This window comes from Alsobacter sp., from assembly GCF_059501845.1.
In genome coordinates, this window is the sequence record NZ_JCACDK010000018.1 from 92,639 (window position 1) to 116,412 (window position 23,774).

Sequence of the window (23,774 nt, forward strand, 5' to 3'; positions counted from 1 at the left end):
TCCCGCGGCTGTGGCCTGATCCGGCGGTGATTCCTGCGCCGGCATAACCCGAACTTGTTAAGACTCAGCTACTTTTGTCTTAATGACAAGCCGGCGCACCGCACACTGCTTCACGATTCCGGCGCACGGTGGCCGCGGCGGATCATCTGGCCCACGCCGGTGGCGCGTTCATGGTCGAGAAACCCGTGCCGGACCCCGCAGCACACCTGCGCGGCGTCCGCCACCTGCAGCGCGAAGGCGCGCCGGGGGGTGTAGCGAATCGGGGCAGCGGGGGCCCGCTGCCGCATCCGCTCCGGCACGATGCCGCGCCAGTCGAGATCATCCCGCATCATCTGCGCATAGTGCTGTGGGAAACGCGCTGCGACCACGTCGATCAGCACCTCGCCCGCCGCGTCGAATGTGAACCCGTCCGGGTCTAGGCGCTGCACGAGCCCGGCGAGCGTTTCGCCGACGACGTCCCGGGCCTCCAGCAGGGCAGCACGGAATTCGCCGTGAAACAGCTCGAACCGGGCCGCGAAGGCGGCAGCGAGCTCTGCAAGCGAGGCTGCCATCGCCTCGCGGCTCCAGCCGCGCGCGTCCAGCACGTCGTTGATGAGGCCGCGCGCCACCAGCCGGTCCTGATAGACGTCGACGAGGAAATCGAACATGGCGCCCGTGAAGGGCTGGGCGAGGTCGTGGGCGTTGCGGTCCTCCCCGGCGGGATCGATCCACTCCCCGTCCGGCCCGACAGTCAGCCCGGCGAGGTCGGCCATGCGGGTCTCGTTGTCGGCGACGCGGATCTGCTGCGTCCCCGACAGCTCGCCGATCCGGCTCATTTCGTTGAGGACGTAGAGATTGCCTCCGGTCCGGTGCAGCACGCGCCGCACGACCCCATCCAGCCGGAGCGATGTCAGCATCGCCGTGAGATCCGAGAACGACTCGTGGAAGGCGAGGAATTCGGAAGTGAGCTGGCCCGGCGCGGGAGCGCCCAGCTCGGCGAAGAGCACCATGTGGCCCGTCTCGTGCGCGACGACGTCGAGGTTCAGGCAGAAGCGGCTGAGTTCGCCGAGGTCGTTCACCTTGGCGCCGGTCTCCAGGAAACCGAAGCCGGACTGCGCGTTCTGCCAGTCGAGATGCGGGATCAGCTCGAAGCGGTCGTTCAGGCCGAGCCGGTGCACCGGCACGGGCCGGCCGAGATAGATCTCCCACACGTCGAGTGCCAGGCGCATGCAGCCGAAGAGATGCTGCTGGTCGAACTCCGGCGTGCCCGGCGGGATCGAGGCGAAGTCGCCCTGCGCATCCGGCAGAGCGGGCGGACGTACCGGGCCCCGCCAGGGCGGCACGTCGAGCGGCGGATCGTAGGGCGGCTTGCCGATGGCGTCGACCACGGTGAGCCAGCCATCGGTGGGCCCCGGCCCGAGGCTGCCGGCGGGGGAGGACACCTCGACCAGCTCGGGCTCGGGGTAGGACCCGTCGGCCTGCGGGTAGAGGGCGAACAGCGTGCCGCGTCTTGCCGCGCGTCTCATGGCGTCTCTCCCGCACTGTCGAGCAGGTGCCTGCGCCAGAGGGCGTCCTCGAACGCGTCGATGTCGGGATAGCCCAGCCGCGCAGCCGTGGCCTGGAGCGGTTCGCGTGCGAAATCCGGGCCGGACAGCCCGTAGCGCTCGGCGAGCGCGCGCATGTCGGCGGGGCGCCGCGCCGGGCTGAGCGCATCGAGCCGCTCACGCCGTCGCCGCGCCTCGCGCAGGGCCGCGGGAAAACGTCCGGTCAGGATCAGATGATCGACCACGTCCCGCGCGCCGGCCGGCGTGGCGCCGGCTCCGCCCCGGTCAGCGGCGCGGCGGAACAGGGCGGTGAGGGCAGTGTCGTCCAGCCCGTTCTCGGCCATCCAGCCTGCCAGCGCGGGTCGGGACCCGAGCCCGTGGGCCGTACGCCAGGCCTCGAAGGCGGCGCGCATGCCGGTGTCTCCGCTCGGATGCGGCATGCGCCCGGCCTCCCGGGCCAGGGCGGCCCAGCGGGGCGGGTCGAGCCGGAGGTCGTCGACCACCAGCGCCTCGTCATCCGACAGTGCATCCGCCAGTCGGGTCTCCTCGGCGGCCACGAAGAGGTCCCAGACGCTCGACCCGTGAAACACCGGAGAGGCCGGAACCGGCCGCTCCTCGCCGGACACGATCGCCTGCAGGCGGCCGACGAGCGCGAGCGCGTCGCGGCGCTTTTGCGACACGGCGGCTTCATCCCACCATGAGCGGAGTGCCCCCGCCGGCTCGCCGTCGATCAGGGCGCAGAGCGCGTCGATGGTGCGCTCGCCATAGGGCAGCGTTGCCGCCGCGGCGGCCAGGCGGTCACGCGTCGCTTGGTCGATGATGCCGGCCTCCGCGGCCTCCGCGAGCCCCTGGCGGAGATCCACCAGAGCCTCGCTGAGGCGGAGATAGCCTGTCTCGGGCGGCCCGTGCAGGACGGCGACCTCGTCGTCGTTCTCGAACGGTTCGTGGTAGGGCGGGTAATGCCCGTCCCGGTAGGCCTGGTAGATCCGGCCGACCCCGATCATGCCGAAGGCGTCGAGCTCCGCGGCGCGCAGCGCGCCCATGCTGGCGGCTCCATAGACCGGGATCCCCTGTGCCAGCGTCCAGAGCATCTCCTTGTGCCAGACGGAGGGCTGCTGGTGGAAGTAGCCGTCGACGATGCCCACCGCCCTGGGCCGGAACTGCCGCACCGCCCGGTAGAGGTCCCCCTGGGCCACGGGCGGCAGCATCTCGATGCCATCGAGATTACCCGCCTCTCCGGGCGGCAGCGTCGGGCCGGCGAAAAGAAGCACGCTCATGCCGCCCTTCCCCGCGCCGCGCGGGCCCGTGCCGAGAGCGGCCGGCCTGCCTCGCCCGTGCCTGGCCCCTCAAGGCCGGGAACCAGGACCCGCGCCACGTGCAGCCCCCAGTCCGGCCGCGTCAGGTCGACGGCCAGAATTCGTGGAAATCCGGCGCCGTTCAGGCGCGAGAGCAGCGCGGCGAAGTCGCCCTCGAGCGTCGGCGTGGCCATGTCCGGACGGGCCCGGGCGTCGGCCCGGCACGGTGCCTGCAGCCAGACGCGGCTCGCCGCCGCGCGCGAGCGCCGGGCGCTGGGAGCGTAGAGGGAGGGGTCGAAGTCGTCCCGGGCACCGGCGATCCACGTGGTGCGCGCCTGCGCTGCCTCGGCGAGCGCACGCGCCGCCGCCACTGCGGGGCTGGGATGGCAGCCGGCGCCGATCTCGGGGTCCGTGTCGGATGCAGCGCCGTCGGCCAGCAGGCAGACGAAGGCGGGGACGCCGATGTCGGAGGTGGCGTCCCAGAGGCGTACATCAATTTTGGCCGCGGCGAAGCGCTCGAGCATCCAGCGGCAGTGCGGATCCTCGATCGTGCCGGGATCGATGGCGGCCTCGCGATGCCCCTCCCGCAGGCGCCACAGCGCGACTGCGTCGCGCTCGACCAGCTCGCAGAGCGCGTGGTTCACGGCCTCCTGCAGCGTGTTGCCGGAGGCCAGCCCGTTGGTATTGGTCTCGAAGTGACGGCCCATCCGGGCGGCCGCGGCGGCGGTGTAGTCGGTCGAGACGATCTCCAGCGGGACGAAGGCGCCGGGGCCGCCGTCGAGGCCGTCGGCCGCGATCCACGGCACAGGAGTATGCGCGTCGAACGCGGCACCGGGGGCCAGGGGCCAGCCCTGCCAGACGGGGTCGTGACCCGCCGCGGCGAGTTCGGCGGCCCGCGCCAGCCGGCAGGGATGCAGGATCGTCTCGGCGTGGAAGGTCTCGGCGGCTTCCATGAAGGCGGAGACTTTCGCCGCCGCCACCGTCGCCCCCTTGCCTTGCGAGACGCTGATCGAGCGCGACATCGGGCGCGCGGCAAAGGCCACCGGGATGCCGATCGTGTCGAGCCCCGTGATCATGCCGACGCGGGTGATTCCCATGCGGGAGGCCAGCGGAAGGAAGCGCTGCAGCGTCTCCTCGGGCGTGCAGGCGCGATGGGTGCCGCTGGTGTAGCGCTTGCGGCAGCCGCTCTCGGGCGCGGCCTGCCACGCCGGGAGCGCCGCCCCGGCGCTCATGCCGACACGCCGCCCAGCCATGCCGCGAGGGTGGGGTCGGAGCCGATCTCGCGCGTGCCGCGACCGAGCGCCTCGTGGAAGGCGCGCGCGGCGGCAACGTCGCCCTTGCGCAGCCACTCCGGCGTGCCCGAGAGATACGGCGCGATGACAGCGGCGGCCTGTTCCCGCGCTCCTGCCCTGGCGAGGTGGCGCGCCAGCGACAGCGCGCTGCGGACCGCGAGCGCCCGGGCGCCCTGCGCCTCCGCCTCCGCGAGGCTCTCGCGCAGCACGCCGGCCGCTTCGCGGGAGCGCGGATCGAGCATCTGCATCAGCTCTCCCATCCGGCGCCTGACATCGGGCAGCCAGATCTTGAGGCCGGCCCGGTCGCAGATCTCGTGCACGGTGCGCAGCTCCTCCAGGGCGCTGTCGAGATGGCCGGTCTTCTGCAGAACCTCGGCCAGCAGGGAATAGTAGACAGGCAGGTCCTCCACCGTTCCGCTGTCGAGCTGGCGCGCCAGCCCGGCCCGCAGCAGCTCCAGCCCGGCCGGAGCCTCCCCCGCATGGGCCATCGCCCAGCCGAGGAAGATGCGGCCCTTGGAGAGATGGTCTGCGAAGCCCTTCTCCTCCGCAAGCTCCAGCATCGTCGTCGCCCGCTCGCGTACGGCAGTGAGATCACGGCGGTAGGTGCTGTGCATCACGGCGATGTCGATGAAGTGGCTGAACGAGCCGTCATGCGCGATCTCGTTGGCCCACGCCATGGCCTTGCGCTCCTCGCGCAGCGCCCGTTCCGGCTCGCCGCGCAGCCAGTGCACGAGAGCCAGTTCGCCGTGCCCGCACACCTTGGCATCGTGGTTGCCGTAAAGCGTGGCGTGCTGGCGGTAATCGCCGGCCTCGTAGATGGCCAGCCCCTGGTGGATATGGCCGCAGCACTCGTCGAATCGTCCGAGCCCGAACGTGCTGCCCCAGGCGCAGTGGTGGGCCTGCAGCATCATCTCGGGGTCGCCGCGGCCCTCCGCCCGCTCCAGCAAGGCAAGGTAGCGCCGCGTCTTGTCGTTGTAGTCCCGCGACATGCGCCACCAGCCCCAGTAGACCGGGAAGTGGCTGCGCGACTCCGGCAGGCGCAGACTGGTTTCGTAGGCGCTGGTGTAGACTTCCTCGACTTCGGCGGAGCCCGGCCCCTTCAGCGAGATCAGCGCCGGTCCCAGCAGCACGAGCACCTTGAGCCGCTGCTCCAGGTGGCGCGTCGTCGCCGGCAGCGTGGCGAGGAGGTCGAGGCAGCCCCGGAGCTGGGCCACCGCCTCCTGCAGCGACGAGCGCTGCAGGCTCTTCTCGGCCGCCGCAATCCAGCACGGCACGGCCTCGGCCACCTTGCCGGCCGCCGCCAGATGATGGGCGAGCAGCTCGGGCTGCTCGCGCCGCGCATTGGGCTGCAGAGCCTCCAGCGCCTCGGCCGTGCGGGCATGCAGGCGGGCGCGGTCCTCGCGCACCAGCGTGCCGTAGGCGGCGTCCTGCACCAGCGCGTGCTTGAAATGGTAGGCCCTCTGGACGCCGGTGATCTCCTCGTAGATCAGCCCGGCATCGACGAGGCCGGCCAGCCCCGCCTCGATGTCGGCCACCATCCCCGCCGCCACGGTGTCGAGCAGAGGGCGCAGGAAAGAGCGGCCGATGACGGAGCCGACCTGGGCCAGCGCCTTGTGCTCCCCGGCCTGGTCGAGCCGGGCGACGAGCAGTTCCTGCAGGTTGGACGGCACGACCGGCAACCCGGCCGCGCCGGACCGGCCGGAGCTGTCGACCCGCTCCGCGTTGTCGGCGACGCTGCTGGTGAACTCCTCGAGAAACAGGGGATTGCCGTCGGTCTTGCTGACGATCTGCGCCTCGAACACGGGATCGAGGAGGCGGTCGCCCAGCACGGTCTGGATCAGCGTCCGGGAATCTTCCAGGCCGAGCCGCTCCAGCCGGATGGTGGCCAGGCCGGAGCGGGTGATCCACTCGGTCTGCTCGCTGTCGCGGCAGGTCAGGACGAGCATGATTCGGTGCCCGTCGAGCCTGGCGATCATCTGCTCGAGCAGCTCCAGGGAGGTGGGGTCGAGCCAGTGCAGATCCTCGACGAGCAGCAGGACGGGGCCGACCTCGGCCGCGCGGTGCGCCTGTTCGACGAGGAAGGCGAAGGTCCGCTCCCGCACCTGCGTCGCGCTCAGCGCCGCCTCCTCGCCGAGCCGGGTGATGGAAAGGAGGTCGGCCATCACCGGCAGGCCCCTGGCCCGCGACCCCTCGTCGCCGAGGACGATGCGTTCCAGCTTCCGCCGGCGCGTCGCGGCGTCGTCGGCGGGGCGGATCATCGCCGCGCGGGTCAGCATCTCGACGAGCGGCGCCAGGGGAGTGCTGGCGGAGAAGGAGTCCGCGACGAAGCGGTGCACGAACGCGGGCGTCTCGCCGAGCTGGTCGGTGAAATGTTCGACCAGCCGCGACTTGCCGATGCCTGCCTCGCCTATGACGACGACGCCTGCCCCCCCGCCCGTCAGGCAGCGCTCCCAGCGCGCCCGCAGTTCCGCCAGCTCGGCCACGCGGTCGACCATCGGGGCTCGTCTCCGGCCCCGCCGCGCCCGCAGGCGCGGGCCGACGCGCTTTTCCGTGACGACTCGCCACAACGACGTGGGCGCGACGAAGCCTTTCACCGTCCGGGCGCCGCGGGGATCGCAGACGAAGACGCTGCGGACGAGCCGGTAGGTGCTCTCGGCCACCAGCACCTCGCCGGGCTCGGCGACGGCCTGGATGCGCGCAGCCAGGTTGGGAGCGGCTCCGACGATGTCCTGCCCGCCGGGCCACCCCTGGCCGGACCCGTCCCCGATGATGACCGTGCCTGTCGTCAGGCCGACCCGGACCTGGATCGGCGCCGGCGCAGCCGTGCGCAGCAGCCTCACGCCGCCCGCGATGGCCAGCGCAGCGCGGACGGCCCGCTCGGCGTCGTTCTCGTGCGCGAGCGGATAGCCGAAATAGCAGAGGATGCCGTCACCGCTGAAGCTTGCGACGAAGCCCTCGAACCGGTTGACGGTCTGGACGCAAAACGCACGATAGGCCTGCAGCACCTTGAGGTAGTCCTCCGTCTCCAGCTGCTCGGACAGGGCGGACGAGCCGACGAGATCGCAGAACATCACTGTCAGATGACGGCGTTCAGCCCCGTGCACGGCACTCTCTGGGACCGGCGGGCGCGACAGTTCGGTGAAGGAGGCGAGGTCGGCGATGGCGAGCCGGAGGCGCTTGCGCTGGCCGATATTCAGGCCGAGCTCGCGCATGTCGGCTTCGGTCAGCTGGACCACGACGTCGAGGTCGATCTGCTGAGCCAGGAAGACGGGCTCGAGTTCAGACAGTCCGACGCGGTTCAGCCAGTCCGACAGGGATGACATCGGCGAGGATCATCCATTCGCGCGATACGTGAGTTGGAGATGTATCACGCGACGAAAGCTGCGCAACCAAAGCCACAATCGGCGGTATGTCGGGTTTCGTACCGCCGGTTGCTGCTTGCAAGCCGTGCAGTCCGCACGGGCGGCCGGAACGACGCCTGGTGTGGCACCGCCCCGGCCTGGGCCGTGCAGGTGCGACTGACACGACTTGATCAGTATCATCCGGAAGCGAACTTCCGTCACGCGCAGATTTCGGGCAAGCGGGCCGAAGTGGGTTCATTCCTCTGCCATTTCCGGGCTGTTTGAATGGTGGGGTCGCCCAATTGCGGCCTGCGTGCCATGATTTCGGGAACGCTGCCCGCGGGACGCACGGGCGCCTTGCCTTCCGGGTTTTGCGAAATCAGCGGTTGAGGACTTTCCGGCAAAGTGCGTGCGATGCCCGCCGGAGGTGACCATGGGACTCGAAAGCAGACTTGAGCGGCTTTACGCCTCATGGGTGTATGGCGGCTCGCTGGCTGGTTGCATGCTCCTGCTGCTGATGCCCGTGCTGACGGCAGGGTGGCCGATGCGCGACGTGCTCGTCCTGGCTCTCCTTCCCGCCTACATGCTGCACCAGTACGAGGAGCACGACGCCGACCGTTTCCGGCGTTTCGTCAATGATCGCATCGGCCACGGGCGCGAGGCACTGACGCTGCGCGACGTCTTCGTCATCAACATCGCCGGAGTATGGCTGCTGATGGCCCTGGTGGTTGTAGCGGTCCGCACGCTCGATCCCGGGCTCGGAGCGATCGCCGTCTACCTCGTCCTCGTCAACGCCGTGCTGCACGTCGGCCAGGGAGTTGCCCTGCGCTGCTACAACCCCGGCATGCTGACGGCGATCATCGTGTTCCTGCCGCTCGGCATCGCCGCGTGGCGCGGGCTGGGGCCCGCTGCGACGCCGGGCATGCATGCGATCGGGCTTGCCGTCGCGATCGCGGTTCACGCCGCCATCGTGCTGCATGTGCGCAGGCGCCTCGCGTCACCGTCAACCGCTCCCGCGGCTCCCTAGAAGGCGGGCCTGACGCGCTCCTGCTCGACCTGCGCCTGCCCTTCCTGGCTGGCGAGGAAGGCCGTTGCGGCGGCACGGTCCGGGAAGGCGTGGCTCATGACGCGTGGGCTGAGCTTGCCGGCGATCGGCACGACGATGCGCCATGCCCGGCCGAGTTCAGCGACGTAAGGAGGAGAATGCCGGACGAGGCGCACGAACCGATCTCCGGAGCAGGATCACGTTTTGATCGTGCCAAGGCGACACCATTGGCGCATCAACAGGGTTTCGAATTGGTTAACGCTTTCTGTCGAATTTTAACCGCGGCCACGGCAGGCCAGTCCGCCATTGCTGATTTCCGCAAGGGGTGAGTTGATGTCGGCCGGCCCAGGACTGACCTGGCCGGAGACCGCCAGCGTCGTGTGCAGGCGCACAGGCTCCCGCCTGAATCGGATTACGAAGGAGTGCGCCTCGCGCACAATCAATACGTCGCTGCCGGCCGACGCCGGCGCGACGGGGAGGACAATATGAAAGCGTCGTCTCTGAGCTTCCAGGCTGCAGTGCTGTTCGTCCTGGCCGGCATGATCTGGGGTATCGTCATGGCCGCCTCGGGCGACCACAGCACCCTGCCCGCCCATGCGCATCTCAACCTGCTCGGCTGGGTGTCCCTGTTCCTGTTCGGCATCTACTACCGTCTGCATCCCGCGCTGGAGAACAGCCGCAAGGCCTTCGTGCAGATCTTCGTCTGGTGCATCGCCACCATCGTGCTGGCCGTGGCAGTCGGGCTGATCCATTCCGGCCACCCGGCTGCCGACCCCTTCGCCGCCATCGCCTCGATCGTCCTCGTGGCCGACATGGTGCTGTTCGGCTGGCTCGTCTTCCGCGGCGACCGCAGCCGTATCGGCGCCGTCGCACCCGCTCCGGCGGAGTAACGGGCCACGACAGGGAGGGCCCGGGCCCTCCTCAGTAGAGCTGCGAGGCGGCGGGGTCGTCGCCGGCTTTCGCCTGGGGCGTGCCGAACGGCAGTGTCGAGGTGATGACCGAGACGATCGCGGCCGTCTCGCCCTGGACGAGATCGATGCCGCGCTGCGCAACCGGAAGATGCTTGCCGAGGAAGCCGGGGTCCTGAGCCCTGGCCGCCGAAGCCACGTCCACGGGCGCGCTGGCCGGGGCAGGAACGGCCTGCACATGCGCGGCCGTCACCGGCTCCGCCGGGAGCGGCGGGAGGGGAGCGACCTCGATCTCGCGCCGCATTTCCGGGATCTGTGCCTGCGGCAGCCGCGCGATGGCCTCGGTCTCGGCCCGCGCATGCGCCGGCTGCACGGCGGGGGTCTCCGCCGTCACCACCGGGGCCGGTAAGGGCGGCGATCCGACCGACAGGAAGAGCGGCATTTCGGGACGCCGGATCGCACCGGCGGCGAGCGCCGTTTCGGCAAGCGGCGCAACCCGCTCGACCACGAAGACCGGCTGCGCCTGCGCGGCGGGGGGCGGTGTTTCGGTCCGCAGCAGCCAGTTCGTCGCCATGGCAATGCAGACGCCGGCCACAACAGAACTCGCGATCTGGCCCAAAGCCTTGGGGAACATCCCCGCAATCGACTTCGCCAGCCCCTTCATCGTCATTGCGACCATCTCCGCGGAACCGTGACAGGTCTCCTGCGGCGTTGAGGCTTCAATATGGCGCGAAAACGGCTTGAAACACGCAGGCACTCTTTTCCGGCCGCGTTTGCGCCTTCAATCCTGATCCTCGTCGCCGAGCGGATGCAGGTCGCGCACCAGCCCCTTCAGGCGATCCCCCACGACATGGGTGTAGATCTGCGTGGTCGAGATGTCGGCATGGCCCAGCAGCTGCTGCACGACTCGCAGGTCGGCGCCGTTGTGCAGGAGATGGCTGGCAAATGCGTGGCGCAGCACGTGCGGGCTCACCCGGTCGCCGCGGATCCCGGCCGCGCCCGCGCAGGCCTTGAGCTCGCGGGCGAAGAACTGCCGGGTCATGTGGCCGGATGCACTGTCGGCCGGAAACAGCCACGGGCCGGTCGCGCCGAGCCCGGCCTGCTCCCTCAGGCCGAGGTAGAGGGCGAAGGCCTGTTTGCAACGGTCGGTCAGCGGCACGAGCCGCTCCTTGTTGCCCTTGCCGCGGACCACCAGGATCTGGTCGCGAAGCCGCGCGGCGGAAGACGGCAGCGCCACCAGTTCCGAGACGCGCAGCCCGGTGGCGTAGAGCGCCTCCAGCAGGGCCGTGAGCCGCGCAGCGCGCATGCGTTCCCCAATGGGCCGCGCGGCGTCCTCAATGCCCTCCGCAGCGACGGCCAGAAGCCGGTCGACTTCGGCAATCGACAGGATCTTGGGCAGGGGCCGCCCGCGCTTGGGGCCGCTGAGCGCAACCGTGGGATCGTCCGGACGCCACGATTCCGAATAGAGGAACTTGTGCAGCTGGCGTACGGCCGAGAGCCGGCGGGCCGCCGAGCTCGTCTTCAGCCCACGCGCCGAGAGGTCTGCGAGAAACCCGCGAATGTCCTCCGCAGTCGCCCCGAGCACGTCGAGGCCGCGCGATTCCAGGCGCTCGCGGTAGTCCTCCAGGTCGCGCTCATAGGCATCGAGCGTGTTGCGGGCCGCCCCGCGCTCGGCCGACATCATCGCGAGGAAGGCTCCCACGGGATCGCGCGCCGACGCCCGTGGCTTCGCTGCCTTGGCCCGCCCGGCGCTCATCGCGGCAGCTTGGACGAGGGAATCGTCACCGTGATCTCCCGCGGCTGCGGCTCATAGAAGAAGACGAGCGCCAGCATCCCTCCATAGATGCAGCCGCCAATCAGCGCGACCACGATCAGAAAACGCAGGATGACGGGCACGGACGACTCGTTCTGGAGGGCGTACCCACTATGCACCATGTGGCCCGGGGCTTGGCAAGACGAGCACGGCGCAGGCGTTGCAACCAGGCTTCTCCCTGTATCAGGAGATGGCGCCGCCACAGGACGGGTGAAAGCCCCGCCAATCTCGTGCTACTAGGCCGGCTGGAGCCGGGCGGCACGCCGACCGGCGCAGGGAAGGACGGGCCGGACCCCATGCGAGAGACCGACGTGACGCGCCTCAGGCAGGCGCTGGGCGGGCGATCGGTCGTGCTCGTCGGCATGATGGGCGCCGGCAAGAGCTCGGTCGGGCGCCGGCTTGCGTTGCGCCTGGGCATTCCGTTCGCCGACGCCGATACCGAGATCGAGGAAGCCGCGGGGATGACCATCCCCGAGATTTTCGCGACGCGTGGCGAGGCGGAGTTCCGCGACGGTGAGCGCCGCGTGATCGCGCGCCTGCTGGCCGAGGGACCGCGCGTGCTGGCCACCGGCGGCGGCGCCTTCATGAGCCCGGAGACGCGCGAGCGGATCGCCGGTTCGGCCGTCTCGGTCTGGCTCAAGGCCGACTTCGACGTGCTCATGCGCCGGGTCCGGAAGCGGTCGAACCGGCCGCTGCTCGCCAATCCCGACCCCGAGGGAACGCTGCGCCGCCTGATGACCGAGCGTTACCCGGTGTATGGAACGGCCGACCTGACCGTGCATTCCCGCGACGTACCCCACGACGTCGTCGTCAGCGACATCCTGCACCGCCTGCACGCGCTCCTCCTGCCCGACGCAACGCCGCGCCTGGCGGACGGCAAGGAGACCACCGGAGACACCAGCGCCATGCCGACCGAGCCCGTGGCCCATTCCGCGCACGAGACTGTCCATGTTCCGCTGCCAGGATACGCCTACGACATCCTTATCGGACGAGGACTGATCGGCCGGGCGGGCGAGGCCATCGCCGCGATCGCGCCCGGGGCAGCCTGCGCCATCGTCACCGACGAGACGGTAGCCCGGCACCACCTCGCCACGCTCGAAGAAAGCCTCGAAGCGGCAGGCCTGCGCTCGACCGCAATCGTCGTGCCGCCCGGCGAGGCATCGAAGTCGTGGCCCGTCCTGCAGGAGGTGTGCGACGGCATCCTCGCGGCACGCATCGAGCGCGGTGACCTCGTCGTGGCGCTCGGCGGCGGCGTGGTGGGCGACCTCGCCGGATTCGCGGCATCCATCGTGCGGCGCGGCGTGCGCTTCGTGCAGGTGCCGACGACACTGCTGGCGCAGGTCGATTCCTCGGTCGGCGGCAAGACCGGCATCAATTCCAGTCACGGCAAGAACCTCGTCGGCGCCTTTCATCAGCCCGTGCTGGTGCTGGCCGATGCGGGCGTGCTCGACACGCTCTCCCCGCGCGAGTTCCGCGCCGGATACGCCGAGGTGGCCAAGTACGGCCTCATCGACGACGCGCCCTTCTTCGGCTGGCTGGAGGAGAACCACCGCGCCGTCTTCTCCGGCGGGCCGGAGCGCATCCACGCCATCCGCACGAGTTGCGCCGCCAAGGCCGCGCTCGTGGTGAAGGACGAGAAGGAGACGGGCGACCGCGCCCTGCTCAATCTCGGCCACACCTTCGCGCACGCCTTCGAGCGCATCACCCGCTACGACGGTTCGCGCCTCGTCCATGGCGAGGCCGTCGCCATCGGGCTCGCCTGCGCCTTCCGCTTCTCGGTGCGCCTCGGCCTTGCCTCGGGACAGGACGCGTCGCGGGTGGAAAACCATCTCCGCACCGTCGGCCTGCCCACCCGCATCCGGGACATACCGGGGTGGGACGCCGGCACGGACGCGGTGCTCGACGCCATGGGGCAGGACAAGAAGGTCGTGCGCGGCCAGCTCACCTTCATCCTGGCGCGCGGCATCGGCCAGAGCTTCATCGCCAAGGGTGTCGCGGCCGGCGACGTGGCCGGCTTCCTCGACGCCGAACTCGGCCCGGAGAAGGGCTGACCGCCATGGAAGGCCTGGACGTCCACACCAGCCCCTGGATCGCGCTCGTCATCGTGATCGGGTGCCTCGCGCTCTCCGCCTTTTTCTCGGGCTCGGAGACGGCGCTCACGGCAGCCTCGCGGGCCCGCATGACGGCGCTGGAGACCGCCGGCGACGCGCGGGCGAAGATCGTCAACCGCCTGCTGCTCGCCCGCGAACGGCTGATCGGCGCCATGCTGATCGGCAACAACGTCGTCAACATCGGCGCTTCCGCCTTCACCACCTCCGTGCTCGTCGAGCTGTTCGGGCCGGAGGGCGTCGTCTACGCGACGGTGGCCATGTCGGTCCTCGTCATCGTCTTCGCCGAGGTGCTGCCGAAGACGGCGGCCATCAACACGCCCGACCGCGCTGCACTGGCGCTCGCCCGGCCGGTGTCTTGGGTGGTGGCCTTCCTCGGGCCGCTCACCATGGCCATCGAAGCCTTCGTCCGCCTTGCTCTCCGGCTGTTCGGCATCCGCATCGGCGAAGGCACGGCGGTGCTGTCGGCCAGCGACGAGTTGCGGGGGACAGTGGACCTGCTGCACCGCGAAGGCGGCGTGCAGAAGGATGCCCGCCGCATGTTCGGCGGCCTCATAGACCTCGACGAACTCGAAGTGTCGGACGTGATGGTCCATCGCACCAAGATGCGGACCATTTCGGCCGACGCACCGTCCGACGAGATCGTGCGCGAGGTCTTGTCCTCGCCCTACACCCGCCTGCCGCTCTGGTCGGATCGGCCCGACAACATCATCGGCGTTCTCCACGCCAAGGACCTGCTGCGGGCTCTCGACGCCGCCCAGGGCAACGCCTCCGGCCTCGACGTGCGCGCCATCGCCAACGCGCCCTGGTTCGTGCCGGACACGACGTCGCTGACCGACCAGCTAAAGGCCTTCCTGTCGCGCAAGACGCACTTTGCCCTCGTCGTCGACGAGTATGGCGAGGTGATGGGGCTGGTGACGCTCGAGGACATCCTCGAGGAGATCGTTGGCGACATCAAGGACGAGCACGACCTCAGCGTGCAAGGCGTCCGCCCGCTGGCCGACGGCTCGGTGAACGTCGACGGTTCCGTGCCCGTGCGCGACCTCAACCGGGCCATGGACTGGACGCTGCCCGACGAGGAGGCCACCACGGTCGCAGGCCTCGTCATCCACGAGGCGCAGATGATTCCCGAAGCCGGGCAGGTCTTCACCTTCTACGGCTTCCGCTTCAAGGTGCTGCGCAAGTCCCGCAACCGCATCACCGCGGTCAAGGTCACGCCGGTGCCACGGCTGCCCGCGCCGGGAGGATGACGGCGGGGGCGCCCTGGCAGGTACTCGCCCGTCAGGCGGGACAACCCGGCGGCCCCGGCTAACCCAGCTTCTCCTTCAGAAACGCCACCGTACGGTCGAACGCCAACGTCGCCGCGGCCCTGTCGTAGCGCTCCGCGCTGGTGTCATTGTGGAAGGCGTGGTTGACGCCCTCGTACATGTGCAGCGTGTAGGACTTGCCGGCCGCCTTCAGGGCGGCTTCGTAGGCGGGTATCCCGGCATTCACGCGCTGGTCCAGGCCGGCATAGTGCAGCAGCAGGGGTGCACGGATGTTCGCGACGGCATCGGACGGCGGCGACACGCCGTAGAACACGACCGCGGCGTTGAGCCCGGGATCGCGCGCGGCCAGCACATTGACCATGCCGCCGCCCCAGCAGAATCCCACGGCCCCGACCTTGCCGTTCCCGGTCTGGCGCAGCCATGCGTCCGCGGCCCTGGCCTGGGTGACGACATCCTCGCCGCCGAGCTTGCCGATCATCTCGCGCGCTTTGTCGGCGTCCCGGGGGGTTCCACCCAGCGGCGTCAGGAAATCGACGGCGAGGGCCAGGAATCCGCGTGCGGCGAACCGACGCGCCACGTCCTCGATGTGCGCATTGAGCCCCCGGTTCTCGTGGATGACGAGCACGCCGGGATAGCGTCCCTCCGCCTTTGGCCGGGCCCAGTAGCCCGCCAGCTTCACCCCATCGACGCTTTCGGCCAGCCGCCCGGTGGCGAGCGCGGGATCGTCCGGTGGAACCAGCGCCGCGCGGGCGTAGTTCGGTTCCAGGACCGCGAGGGCCGCCGCAGCCGCGGCGGGCCCACCCGCCAGCGCGGTCAGCCTTTCCAGGAAGGCCCGGCGGGGCAGCGGCCGGTGCGTGTATTCGTCGAACAGGTCGATGATGCGCTGGTCCAATGCCAAGGGCGGTCCTCCCGAGTTTTCTCCAGGAGCGGAGATCGGGGCGATCCGGCTGCCGTCAAGGGCAGCCGTGATCCGCGGGACGGGCCGGTGCGTAAGCGGATTGAAATCGTCAAGGAGACGGTCATGGGCGAAGTTGCGGGCATGCGCCGGACATTCGTGAAGGCCGCGATGGATGCGCCTTTCCTGACGCGCGAGGCGGAGCATGAGCTCGCCGTCCAGTGGAAGGAAAAGCGCGACCAGGTCGCCCTTCACAAGCTCGCGAGCGCGCACATGCGGCTCGTGATCGCCATCGCCGCGCGGTTCCGGCATTACGGCCTGCCCATGGCGGACCTGATCCAGGAGGGCCATGTCGGCCTCCTCGAAGCCGGAGCGCGATTCGAGCCGGAAAGGGAAGTGCGCTTCTCCACCTATGCGACGTGGTGGATCCGTGCCTCCATCCAGGACTACATCCTGCGCAACTGGTCGATCGTGCGCGGCGGAACGAGCTCTGCGCAGAAGGCGCTGTTCTTCAACCTGCGCCGCCTGCGCGCCCGCCTTGCCCAGACAGCGGCTGCCGACGCCCGCTTCGACATCCACCAGGAAATCGCCACGGCGGTCGGCGTGTCGCGTTCCGACGTGGCGCTCATGGAAGCGCGCCTCTCTGGCTCCGACATGTCGCTCAACGCCCCGCTGGTGGAGAGCGACCAGGGCGGCTCTTCGGAGCGGATGGATTTCCTCGTCGATGCCGCGCCCCTGCCCGACGAGACTGTGGGCGAGGCCATCGACTCCGAGCGCAGGGTGAAGTGGCTCCGCTCTGCCCTGACCGTTCTCTCTGACCGCGAACTCAAGATCCTGCGCGCCCGCCGCCTATCGGAAGAGACGGCGACGCTGGAGGCTCTCGGCGAGGGGCTCGGCATCTCCAAGGAGCGCGTACGCCAGATCGAGAGCCGCGCCATCGAGAAGCTGAAGCGCGCCCTGATCGAGCGCCATCCCGACGCGGCAATCGCGCTCGTCTCCTGAAGCGGGTCTACTCCACGACGATCTTGTAGAGCCCGCCCGACTTGACGGGCGCGGAGCGGTCGAGGCCGTTGAGCACCTGGAAGCGCTCGGCCGGCCTGTCTCCGACGCTCGCCATGCGGGCGGCCAAGGCATCCGCTCCCTCGCCCGCCTTGGCGGTGACGACGACGATGCGCAGCGGCCGGACGCTCTCCGCTTCCTCCGGCGTCAGCACGCGGAAGCTCTGGATGCTCTGGAGCATCGCCTTGTCCGTCTCCGGCGTCATCGCCTTGGTGGCGAAGATGAAGCGGTAGGTCGCCGAGCCCGACTGCACCGCCGCCATGCGGAACGTCCACTCCTCGCCCTTGGCCAACGCGGTGACGGCCGGCAGGCCATTCACCGTGATCTCCTCGACGTCACCCGTCTCGACGCCCTCGATCCAGCCCGCCTTGAGGTACGATGCGAGCGTCGATCCGGAGGGCAGCTTGACGCTGTCGAAGCGCAGCGCCTGCGCCCCGCCGGGCGTCACGCCCACGACGGCGCTGGCGGAGTTCTCCAGCACGAAGCCGTTCGGCGCCGTGAAGGTGAAGCCGAGCTGCGGGTGCACGAAGCGCTGGCCCCGCACCATGCCTTCGCTGGGGTCGTCACCGAAGGCGATGCCGTCGATGGCGGTGAGGTATTTCGAGCGGTCACTCTCGCCGATGCCGGGCCCGGCAATCTGGCGCGCCGCCATCAGCGCCTTGGATACGCGCTCCGGCGTCGAGGGGTGCGTCGACAGGAAGTTCATGTTCTGCTGACCCGGCTTGTCGCCGAGCAGCGTGGCGCGCATGGCAGACTGGCGGCCCAGCGAGGCGAGGAAGCGGGCCGCCCCATAGGGATCGTAGCCCGCCTTGGCGATGGTCCGCACGCCGATCTCGTCGGCTTCCAGCTCCTGGGCGCGCGAGAAACTGGCCAGCGAGAACTGGCTCTTCACCTGCACGGCCGCGCCCGCCACGGGGTCGTCGAGCACCTCGGCCACCACGCGGCTGACGATCTCCGACCGCCGCTCAAGCTCGGCCCGCTGGGTGGCGTGGCTCGCGGTGACGTGGGCGATCTCGTGCGCCATCACGGCGGCGATCTCCGCCGTGTCGTTGGCGAGCGCCAGCAGCCCGCGCGTGACGTAGAGATTGCCGCTCTGCAGCGCGAAGGCGTTGACGACGGGAGAGTTGAGGATGGTGACCTTGTAGGTCTGGTCCGGCCTGTCGCTGGCCAGCGCCACGCGCGCGACCACCTCGTTCAGCATCTTCTCGGCCTGGGGCGCCTTGTAGTCGCCGCCGAACATGGACACGAGCTTGCGATGCTCGCGCGAGCCGCCCGTATCCTGGCCCGTGGTGCGCGGCACCGCGGGAGGCAGCGGCACCTGCTGGGGTGCCGAGGGGATGCCCATGCGGTCGGCGGTACAGCCGGCCACGACCAGCAGGGCGAACCCTGCCGCGAGCCGCCGCAGCCACCGCCCTGCGGAATGCCCTGCCTGCACCGACACGCTCACTTCCGTCCCGCCCAAGGCGACCCCTAATCGAGACGCTCGATCTCTTCGGGGAGCGCCACTTCGACGCGGGGACCCCCTTGCCCGACAACGACGCCCCGGACCCGTATTCTGCGGCCCTCGAGCGTCACCAACCTCATGCCCGATGCCTCGAATTTCTGCAAGGCACGCGTCGGAACGCTGACGGAGAAGCTTTCCCCGCGGATGGCGCCGAAGTTGAGGTAGAAGCGGCTGGCCGTGCGCCCGATGCCGGTAACCCGCCCTTCCGCCACGATGAAACGCCCCTCCTGTGCGGCGACCGCTTTGCCGTCCGCCGCGTCGAGCACTCCGCCGGCCCAGCGCCCGCGTCCGGCGCGTCGCGCCGCATCCTCGATGGCGAGGAGTGACCGGGTGCAGGCGGCAGGCAATTCCCCCGGCCGCACTGCCGCAGCGCCGCTGGCGAGGAGGGCCGCCGCGACATGCGACCCGCCGGCCACGATCTCGACGGGGAAGCGGCTCCAGCGGTCCGCACGGCCGGCGGAGCGCGCCTGCGGAGAGCCGCCCTGCAGCAGTACAGCGAGGGCCTCGCGGTCGACGGAGGCGTGAGCCAGCCCGGCGATCCGGGCACGGGTACCGTCGGACAGAGTGACGTCGCCCTCGGCTGAAAGCACTCCGGTCGGTGCGGAAGCGAGCGCCCCGCGATAGCAGCCATCCGGGATACCCGCCGGCTGAGCCTCGCCCGCCCATACCGTCACGCCCGGCCCGGCCAGCGCCGCAAAACAGCACGCGAGGCAGACACCAGACACGATGTTCAACGCAATCCGGGCCACCCCAGCCTCTGGATCGGGACCCAACAGCATGCTATTTCCCCGCACGCGCGGTTCCGTAGCTCAGCAGGATAGAGCAGCGGTTTCCTAAACCGAAGGTCGGAAGTTCGAGTCTTCCCGGGACCGCCATCTCTCCCGCATAGGGCCTAGGCTCTCTGTCCGGCCGCGAACGTCGTGGCAGCCGCCGGCGCGCCATTCTTCGGCGTCACGGCCGCCAGCCATTCGGCGAAGACCTTCGGCGGCAGCGGGCGGGAGAAGAGGTAGCCCTGGCCTTCCTCGCAGCCCCAGCGGGCCAGCAGCGCGCGGGCCTCCTCGGTCTCGATCCCCTCGGCCACCACGCTGTAGCCCAGGCCGTGCGCGAGGGAGACGATGGAGCGGGCGAGCCGGGTCTGGCGCTCGTCCGTGCCGAGCGGCTGGACAAAGGATCGGTCGAGCTTCAGCACCTGTGCCGGCAGGCGCGTGAGGTACTGCATGTTGCTGTACCCCGTGCCGAAATCGTCGATGGCGAGGGTGATGCCGCAGTCGCGCAGGGCCGACAGGCTGTCCACCGCCTGCGCGTCGCCTGAGGCCATGGCGCCCTCCGTGAGCTCCACTTCCAGCGAGGCCGGGTCGGCGCCGTGGCGCGCCATGGTGCGGGCGAGGCGCTCGACGAAGTCGGGCTCGCGCAGGTTGTTCTGCGAGACGTTGACGGACAGCTTCAGGTCGCGCCCGGCGCGGCGCCACTCGGCGCCCTGCCGCAACGCTGCGTCCAGCACCCAGTGCGTCAGCGGCCCCATCAGCGCCGTCGCCTCGGCGAGCGGAATGAACTCGGCGGGGCTGATCGGGCCGAGCCGCGGATGCGTCCAGCGCAGCAGCACCTCGGCGCCCGCGCACCGCAGCGTGTCCATGGCGAGGCGGGGCTGGAAGGCGAGGCTCAGCTCGCCCGGGGTGTCCAGCGCGGAGCGCAGATCCTGCAGCAGCCCGAAGGCACGCTGGTGCGCCTCGTCCGAGCGGCGGTCGTAATGGGCCCAGCCGCGCGACAGCGAGCGGCTGTGCTGGGCCGCCGACAGGGCGGAACGCAACGTCTCGGCGGCGGCATGGCGGGCCGGCTCCAGCTCGGCGATCCCCACCCCTGCCTTGGTGATGACGGGCAGGCCGTCGCACTCGAGCGGGCGGGAGAAGCGCTGCACGGCGGCAGCGGCGAGGCGCTCGGCCTCGTCCATCGAGGGCGGGATCAGAGCGAAGCTGAGCACGCTGACGTGGAAGAGCTGCAGGCCGGGCGGCAGCAGTTCCGCGAGCGCGGATTTACCCGCCCGCACGAAATCATCGGCGAACTGGTGCCCGAGCGCCCGCAGGATCTCGTTGTAGTGGCGGGCGTCGGCCAGCGTCACGAGAACGAGCGGCGTTCCCGCCGCCCGCGACCGGGCGTGGTCCAGGAATGCAAGGCGGTTCGGCAGGAAGGTGACGTGGTCTGTCCGGCCGACGACGATGCGAATCGGGTCTGTCGGATCGGAGGGGAGCGGGTCGATGTGCACGGCCTGGGCGCTGGATGGTCAGGTCCGCGAGTGTCGCGCGAACTCGTATCCTTTCCCTGAATGCGGCAGCGGACCCGTCCGGCCATCCGGCGACTTGACGGGGCAGGGCCAATGCAGCCGAGTCCGTCGGCGCGCGCCGGAACCTGGCCGGCGCGCCGCGGGCGGGAGGACGACATGGAAACGGGACAGCCGGCATCAGGAAACCTGGCAGGCCTGGGCCTCGAAGGGCGGCGCGTGCTCGTCGTGGGCGCGGCGCGCGGCATCGGGCAGGCCACGGCCGTCCAGCTTTCGCGGGCCGGGGCGCAACTCGTCCTCGCGGACCGCGACGACTGCACGGAAACTGTGGCGGCGTGCGCCGGGAGCCACGCCGTGGAGCGGCTGGACCTCAGCGAGCAGTCCGCCTCGGAGGAGTTGCTGCGGCGCCACGCGACGCCCGGAGTACCCCTCTTCGGCCTCGTGAACTGCGCCGGGCTGCTGCTGCGCCGTCCGCTGGAGGAGACCTCGGTCGAGGACATGGAGCGCCAGATCGCCGTCAACCAGGTCGGCGCGTTCTATCTCGCGCGCGCCGCGCTGGCGCACATGCAGGCACGGGAAGAGGGGCGCATCGTGCTCTTCACCAGCCAGGGCGCCTTCACGGGCGGCTACTTCGGCTCGATCCCCTATGCCATGACCAAGGCCGCCGTCACGGCACTCGTCAAGTCGCTGGCGAGGATCGGAGCGCCGTCCAACGTCACGGTGAACGCGGTGGCGCCCGGCGCGGCCGACACGGCCATGTTCCGCAGCGGCATGAGCACCGAGGACATCGCCAACTTCACGCGGCAGATCCCGATGGGCCGGGTGGCTGATCCGGTTGAGGTTGCCCTCCCCACCGTGTTCCTGCTCAGCAAGTGGGCGAGCTACGTCACGGGGACGACGCTGCACGTCAATGGCGGCCAGCTGATGCTCTAGAGCGGCGGGAGACCCCGCACTACCAGCGAAGCAGGCGCCGCCCCAGGAGCGTGCCGGCCACGACGACGATGCCGATCCCGAGCGTGTACCAGACCGCGACGAAAAAGGGCGAATCGTCCGGGCAGTGCGAGCCATAGAAGGTCGCGGCGACGGCGCCCGCGAGCAACCCGGCAGCCGCCCCCGCGCGTGCCGGCCGCGTGGGCGCGGCGGACCGCATGGCAAGCAGGACGGCGGCGAGCGGTGCCAGCGCGATGACGGGAATGCTGGCGACACAGATGGCCGCGTTCACGCCGACCAGCCGCGCCGCCCACTGCGACTGCGGCACCGTCACGGCCTCCCAGAGCACGGTCGCCGCGACGATGCCGAAGAGCGGCAGCAGCATGGCGGGCGTCGCTCTCCGTCCGGGACGGGAGAGCTGCAGGGCAAGCACCAGCCCGGCCAGGAAGGCGGCCGCCGTGACGACGAACTTGAGCTGGAAGCGCAGGCTGTGCATGGCGGACGGCAGGTCGTGCCGGGGCCCGAGCATCATCATGAAGACGGCCAGTCCCACGATCGCGCCGCCGGCCAGCGCCAAGCCGATGGCCCGGCCCGGGGGCGGCCCGGCCCCCCTTGTGTCGTGTGCGAGCGCGGCGATGAGAGCGTCGGTCTTCACTCCTCGCCCTCCCTGTAGAGTGCGGCCAGCGCCTTCAGGCCGCGATGCAGCGCGACGCGCACGGCGCCTTCCGTCATGCCGAAGCGCTTGGCCGTGTCCCGAATGCCGACGCCCTCGACGGTCACCGACCGCACGACGTCACCCTGACGTCCCTTGATGGAGCCGACCAGCTGCTCGGCCTGGCGCCGACCCAGTTCCTCCTCGGGATCGGAGGCATCCGGGATCAGATCGAACATGTCGTCGATCGGCACCTCGGCGCGGCGGCTCTGGCGGCGTATGACGTCGACGTACTTGTAGCGTGCGATGGCCGCGATCCACGGCCCGATCGGCTCGCCCCGCCGCCACGTCGCCCGCTTGAGGTGGATGGCGAGGAGGGTCTCCTGCACGATGTCCTCGGCATCGCCGGCCGGGGCGCGGCTGCGGGCGAGGGAGCGCCGGGCACCGGCGCGCAGCACGGGCGTCACCGACTCCAGGAAGCGCCGGTATGCCGCTTCATCCCCGTCGAGCGCCGCCGCCATCCACACAGCCCAGGCCCTTTCGCGCTCGTCGCCGTTCGACATCCAGTTGAGTCTCTTCGCGCGGTGAGGCGGTGGCGTTACATGGGTCGCGCAGACGTGCGAATCCGGCGCGACCTTAGCATGCCCGAAAGGTCGCCGACGATGCGAGGGATGCCGTCAACCTTCTGTTACGCATTGGATGCGCAAGCTCCCGCGCGTAATCTACGCAATCTCTTGCACGCAAGGCGGGGCACTCCCGCCGCGTCCGCACAGGCGAGGGAGCGAACCTCCGTGCAATGGCAGCCGATCGAAACCTCGCCTCCCGCGACGAGGCTCCTCGTCAGCGACCCCGCCGGGCTCGTCCTCATCGCCCGCCGCGTCGGCACGAACTGGACCGACGACGCCGGCAAGCGCCTCGTCATGGAGCCGCATGCCTGGATGGAACTGCCCGAGCCGCACCTCGCCGGCGAAGAGGTTCCGATCTTCCTCTCCTGACCAGTTCGCCGGCTTCCCCGGCCTGCCGACAGCCTCGGCGTGAGCGCTGGCGTGGAACCAAGCCTTGCCGCGCCGGTTGTCTGGCCGAAGCGGGCCACGCGGTGCGGCCCCGGGGAGTAGGTCACATGCTGAGCTGGGCCATCGCATTTCTCGTCATCGCCCTGATCGCGGCGGTGCTCGGCTTCGGCGGAATCGCCGTCGCGGCGGCGGGTATCGCCAAGATCATCTTCTACGTTGCCATCGTCCTGTTCGTGATCTCGCTGGTCGCGGGCATGGTCAGGGGCCGCTCCGCCAGGGTTCCCTGAGGCGGCGGCTCATTCGAGATTGGTGTGATTGGCGCGCATCGCCTCGGGTGTCACCCCGAGGCGATCGCGCAGCTTCAGGATCATCACCTCGAACAGCACGTACTGGCAGCCCTCGAACAGAGAGCCCATTGGCAGGACGGACAGGCCGGGACCGCGGTCGTCTGCCATCGTCTGCGCCGGGATGACGAGCACCACGTCGGCGAGCTTCGCCGCCCGGCCCTGAGGCTGTGCTGTGACCAGCATGGTCCTTGCGCCGGCATCACGAGCCACCTGCAGCAGGGCTTCCGCCGTCGGCAGCGCGCCGGGTCCCGCCGAGACGATCAGCATGTCGCCCGGCCCCACGGCGAACGTCGTCATGTCGCCCACCATCGCGACCCGCAGGCCGAGATGGAACATGCGCATGCAAAAACCCTTCAGCTGCAGCCCCTCGCGGCCGCAACCGTAGAGCGCGATGCGCCGTGCCCCGGCGATGGCCTCCACGGCGCGGTCGACGCCAGCCTCGTCCAGCCGGTCGAAGACGGCGCCCATCTCGTCGAGGGCGCGACGGTAGATCGTGGTCATTGCTT

At 70.2% G+C, this 23,774-nt stretch carries 23 protein-coding genes and 1 tRNA gene; 9 read left to right on the forward strand and 15 right to left on the reverse strand.

Translation table 11 applies throughout. From position 1 onward, the window contains the following. Positions 1-110: 110 nt before the first annotated feature. The 4 genes from AC5JCN_RS15340 to AC5JCN_RS15355 are packed head-to-tail and all read right to left on the reverse strand — an operon-like array spanning position 111 to position 7,433. Positions 111-1,505, reverse strand: coding sequence for a gluzincin family metallopeptidase (locus AC5JCN_RS15340; RefSeq protein ID WP_495755949.1), 1,395 nt, complete (start codon positions 1,503-1,505; stop codon positions 111-113). Further along, positions 1,502-2,800 carry a TfuA-like protein gene (locus tag AC5JCN_RS15345; protein WP_495755950.1) on the reverse strand — a complete coding sequence of 433 codons (1,299 nt, stop codon included), beginning with the start codon at positions 2,798-2,800 and terminating at the stop codon, positions 1,502-1,504. The genes AC5JCN_RS15340 and AC5JCN_RS15345 overlap by 4 nt, the downstream gene beginning before the upstream one ends. Next, complete coding sequence (locus tag AC5JCN_RS15350; RefSeq protein ID WP_495755951.1) at positions 2,797-4,050, reverse strand: YcaO-like family protein; 1,254 nt, start codon at positions 4,048-4,050, stop codon at positions 2,797-2,799. Before AC5JCN_RS15350 ends, AC5JCN_RS15345 begins: the two co-directional genes overlap by 4 nt. Beyond that, positions 4,047-7,433 (reverse strand): AAA family ATPase, encoded by a 3,387-nt coding sequence (locus AC5JCN_RS15355; RefSeq protein WP_495755952.1) that lies wholly within the window; start codon positions 7,431-7,433, stop codon positions 4,047-4,049. Before AC5JCN_RS15355 ends, AC5JCN_RS15350 begins: the two co-directional genes overlap by 4 nt. A gap of 451 nt (positions 7,434-7,884) precedes the next feature. Between AC5JCN_RS15355 and AC5JCN_RS15360 the strand changes: the two genes are divergently transcribed. Next, entirely contained in the window at positions 7,885-8,478 is a 594-nt protein-coding gene (locus AC5JCN_RS15360) for an HXXEE domain-containing protein (RefSeq protein WP_495755953.1), read from the forward strand. Here the strand turns inward: AC5JCN_RS15360 and AC5JCN_RS15365 are convergent. Then, positions 8,475-8,672, reverse strand: a complete 198-nt coding sequence (locus AC5JCN_RS15365) for a hypothetical protein (protein ID WP_495755954.1) — start codon at positions 8,670-8,672, stop codon at positions 8,475-8,477. The two genes, AC5JCN_RS15360 and AC5JCN_RS15365, sit on opposite strands and share 4 nt — an antisense overlap. 309 nt (positions 8,673-8,981) lie before the next feature. Here AC5JCN_RS15365 and AC5JCN_RS15370 point away from each other — a divergent pair, with 309 nt between their 5' ends. Beyond that, positions 8,982-9,386, forward strand: a complete 405-nt coding sequence (locus AC5JCN_RS15370) for a hypothetical protein (protein ID WP_495755955.1) — start codon at positions 8,982-8,984, stop codon at positions 9,384-9,386. A 31-nt stretch (positions 9,387-9,417) separates the two neighbouring features. On the opposite strand, the gene AC5JCN_RS15375 is transcribed toward AC5JCN_RS15370, so the two are convergent. The 3 genes from AC5JCN_RS15375 to AC5JCN_RS15385 form a co-directional block, all read right to left on the reverse strand. Beyond that, positions 9,418-10,074, reverse strand: coding sequence for a hypothetical protein (locus AC5JCN_RS15375; protein WP_495755956.1), 657 nt, complete (start codon positions 10,072-10,074; stop codon positions 9,418-9,420). Positions 10,075-10,185: 111 nt separating this feature from the next. Then, positions 10,186-11,160 carry a site-specific tyrosine recombinase XerD gene (locus tag AC5JCN_RS15380; RefSeq protein ID WP_495755957.1) on the reverse strand — a complete coding sequence of 325 codons (975 nt, stop codon included), beginning with the start codon at positions 11,158-11,160 and terminating at the stop codon, positions 10,186-10,188. Next, positions 11,157-11,300, reverse strand: a complete 144-nt coding sequence (locus AC5JCN_RS15385) for a histidine kinase (protein WP_495755958.1) — start codon at positions 11,298-11,300, stop codon at positions 11,157-11,159. The genes AC5JCN_RS15380 and AC5JCN_RS15385 overlap by 4 nt, the downstream gene beginning before the upstream one ends. Before the next feature lie 213 nt (positions 11,301-11,513). Between AC5JCN_RS15385 and aroB the strand changes: the two genes are divergently transcribed. Continuing rightward, positions 11,514-13,268, forward strand: coding sequence for a 3-dehydroquinate synthase (aroB, locus tag AC5JCN_RS15390; RefSeq protein WP_495755959.1), 1,755 nt, complete (start codon positions 11,514-11,516; stop codon positions 13,266-13,268). A gap of 14 nt (positions 13,269-13,282) precedes the next feature. After that, on the forward strand, positions 13,283-14,575 hold the full coding sequence (locus AC5JCN_RS15395; RefSeq protein WP_495757660.1) for an HlyC/CorC family transporter: 1,293 nt from the start codon (positions 13,283-13,285) through the stop codon (positions 14,573-14,575). A 58-nt stretch (positions 14,576-14,633) separates the two neighbouring features. Here the strand turns inward: AC5JCN_RS15395 and AC5JCN_RS15400 are convergent, their stop codons facing one another. Continuing rightward, a complete protein-coding gene (locus tag AC5JCN_RS15400; RefSeq protein ID WP_495755960.1) occupies positions 14,634-15,491 on the reverse strand; it encodes a dienelactone hydrolase family protein in 858 nt (285 codons plus the stop codon). A 123-nt stretch (positions 15,492-15,614) separates the two neighbouring features. On the opposite strand from AC5JCN_RS15400, the gene AC5JCN_RS15405 reads away from it, so the two are divergent. Beyond that, a complete protein-coding gene (locus AC5JCN_RS15405) occupies positions 15,615-16,490 on the forward strand; it encodes an RNA polymerase factor sigma-32 (RefSeq protein ID WP_495755961.1) in 876 nt (291 codons plus the stop codon). Between the two features lie 7 nt (positions 16,491-16,497). On the opposite strand, the gene AC5JCN_RS15410 is transcribed toward AC5JCN_RS15405, so the two are convergent. Both AC5JCN_RS15410 and AC5JCN_RS15415 read right to left on the reverse strand, forming a co-directional pair. Beyond that, positions 16,498-17,988, reverse strand: coding sequence for a M48 family metalloprotease (locus AC5JCN_RS15410; RefSeq protein ID WP_495755962.1), 1,491 nt, complete (start codon positions 17,986-17,988; stop codon positions 16,498-16,500). Between the two features lie 29 nt (positions 17,989-18,017). Then, positions 18,018-18,830 (reverse strand): hypothetical protein, encoded by an 813-nt coding sequence (locus AC5JCN_RS15415; RefSeq protein WP_495755963.1) that lies wholly within the window; start codon positions 18,828-18,830, stop codon positions 18,018-18,020. A 19-nt stretch (positions 18,831-18,849) separates the two neighbouring features. Here AC5JCN_RS15415 and AC5JCN_RS15420 point away from each other — a divergent pair. Further along, positions 18,850-18,926 (forward strand) — tRNA-Arg (locus tag AC5JCN_RS15420). Positions 18,927-18,943: 17 nt separating this feature from the next. Here AC5JCN_RS15420 and AC5JCN_RS15425 read toward each other — a convergent pair. Continuing rightward, positions 18,944-20,311: a putative bifunctional diguanylate cyclase/phosphodiesterase gene (locus AC5JCN_RS15425; RefSeq protein ID WP_495755964.1), complete on the reverse strand. Its 1,368-nt coding sequence runs from the start codon at positions 20,309-20,311 to the stop codon at positions 18,944-18,946. Between the two features lie 174 nt (positions 20,312-20,485). Here AC5JCN_RS15425 and AC5JCN_RS15430 point away from each other — a divergent pair, with 174 nt between their 5' ends. Further along, a complete protein-coding gene (locus AC5JCN_RS15430) occupies positions 20,486-21,259 on the forward strand; it encodes an SDR family NAD(P)-dependent oxidoreductase (RefSeq protein ID WP_495755965.1) in 774 nt (257 codons plus the stop codon). Positions 21,260-21,278: 19 nt separating this feature from the next. Here the strand turns inward: AC5JCN_RS15430 and AC5JCN_RS15435 are convergent, their stop codons facing one another. Next, a complete protein-coding gene (locus tag AC5JCN_RS15435) occupies positions 21,279-21,911 on the reverse strand; it encodes an NrsF family protein (RefSeq protein ID WP_495755966.1) in 633 nt (210 codons plus the stop codon). Next, entirely contained in the window at positions 21,908-22,471 is a 564-nt protein-coding gene (locus AC5JCN_RS15440) for a sigma-70 family RNA polymerase sigma factor (protein ID WP_495755967.1), read from the reverse strand. Before AC5JCN_RS15440 ends, AC5JCN_RS15435 begins: the two co-directional genes overlap by 4 nt. 228 nt (positions 22,472-22,699) lie before the next feature. Here AC5JCN_RS15440 and AC5JCN_RS15445 point away from each other — a divergent pair, with 228 nt between their 5' ends. After that, positions 22,700-22,903, forward strand: coding sequence for a hypothetical protein (locus AC5JCN_RS15445; RefSeq protein ID WP_495755968.1), 204 nt, complete (start codon positions 22,700-22,702; stop codon positions 22,901-22,903). 125 nt (positions 22,904-23,028) lie between these two features. Further along, complete coding sequence (locus tag AC5JCN_RS15450; protein WP_495755969.1) at positions 23,029-23,208, forward strand: DUF1328 domain-containing protein; 180 nt, start codon at positions 23,029-23,031, stop codon at positions 23,206-23,208. A gap of 9 nt (positions 23,209-23,217) precedes the next feature. On the opposite strand, the gene AC5JCN_RS15455 is transcribed toward AC5JCN_RS15450, so the two are convergent. Beyond that, positions 23,218-23,769 (reverse strand): SIS domain-containing protein, encoded by a 552-nt coding sequence (locus tag AC5JCN_RS15455; RefSeq protein ID WP_495755970.1) that lies wholly within the window; start codon positions 23,767-23,769, stop codon positions 23,218-23,220. Positions 23,770-23,774: the final 5 nt, after the last annotated feature.

Excerpts from the sequence above, each read along its gene's own strand:
- AC5JCN_RS15405 (WP_495755961.1), top strand. The coding sequence starts at position 15,615 with ATGGGCGAAGTTGCGGGCATGCGCCGGACATTCGTGAAGGCCGCGATG.
- AC5JCN_RS15375 (WP_495755956.1), bottom strand. The coding sequence starts at position 10,074 with ATGACGATGAAGGGGCTGGCGAAGTCGATTGCGGGGATGTTCCCCAAG.
- aroB (WP_495755959.1), top strand. The coding sequence starts at position 11,514 with ATGCGAGAGACCGACGTGACGCGCCTCAGGCAGGCGCTGGGCGGGCGA.
- AC5JCN_RS15345 (WP_495755950.1), bottom strand. The coding sequence starts at position 2,800 with ATGAGCGTGCTTCTTTTCGCCGGCCCGACGCTGCCGCCCGGAGAGGCG.
- AC5JCN_RS15355 (WP_495755952.1), bottom strand. The coding sequence starts at position 7,433 with ATGTCATCCCTGTCGGACTGGCTGAACCGCGTCGGACTGTCTGAACTC.
- AC5JCN_RS15415 (WP_495755963.1), bottom strand. The coding sequence starts at position 18,830 with ATGCTGTTGGGTCCCGATCCAGAGGCTGGGGTGGCCCGGATTGCGTTG.
- AC5JCN_RS15370 (WP_495755955.1), top strand. The coding sequence starts at position 8,982 with ATGAAAGCGTCGTCTCTGAGCTTCCAGGCTGCAGTGCTGTTCGTCCTG.
- AC5JCN_RS15440 (WP_495755967.1), bottom strand. The coding sequence starts at position 22,471 with ATGTCGAACGGCGACGAGCGCGAAAGGGCCTGGGCTGTGTGGATGGCG.
- AC5JCN_RS15380 (WP_495755957.1), bottom strand. The coding sequence starts at position 11,160 with ATGAGCGCCGGGCGGGCCAAGGCAGCGAAGCCACGGGCGTCGGCGCGC.
- AC5JCN_RS15455 (WP_495755970.1), bottom strand. The coding sequence starts at position 23,769 with ATGACCACGATCTACCGTCGCGCCCTCGACGAGATGGGCGCCGTCTTC.
- AC5JCN_RS15360 (WP_495755953.1), top strand. The coding sequence starts at position 7,885 with ATGGGACTCGAAAGCAGACTTGAGCGGCTTTACGCCTCATGGGTGTAT.
- AC5JCN_RS15430 (WP_495755965.1), top strand. The coding sequence starts at position 20,486 with ATGGAAACGGGACAGCCGGCATCAGGAAACCTGGCAGGCCTGGGCCTC.
- AC5JCN_RS15350 (WP_495755951.1), bottom strand. The coding sequence starts at position 4,050 with ATGAGCGCCGGGGCGGCGCTCCCGGCGTGGCAGGCCGCGCCCGAGAGC.
- AC5JCN_RS15450 (WP_495755969.1), top strand. The coding sequence starts at position 23,029 with ATGCTGAGCTGGGCCATCGCATTTCTCGTCATCGCCCTGATCGCGGCG.
- AC5JCN_RS15340 (WP_495755949.1), bottom strand. The coding sequence starts at position 1,505 with ATGAGACGCGCGGCAAGACGCGGCACGCTGTTCGCCCTCTACCCGCAG.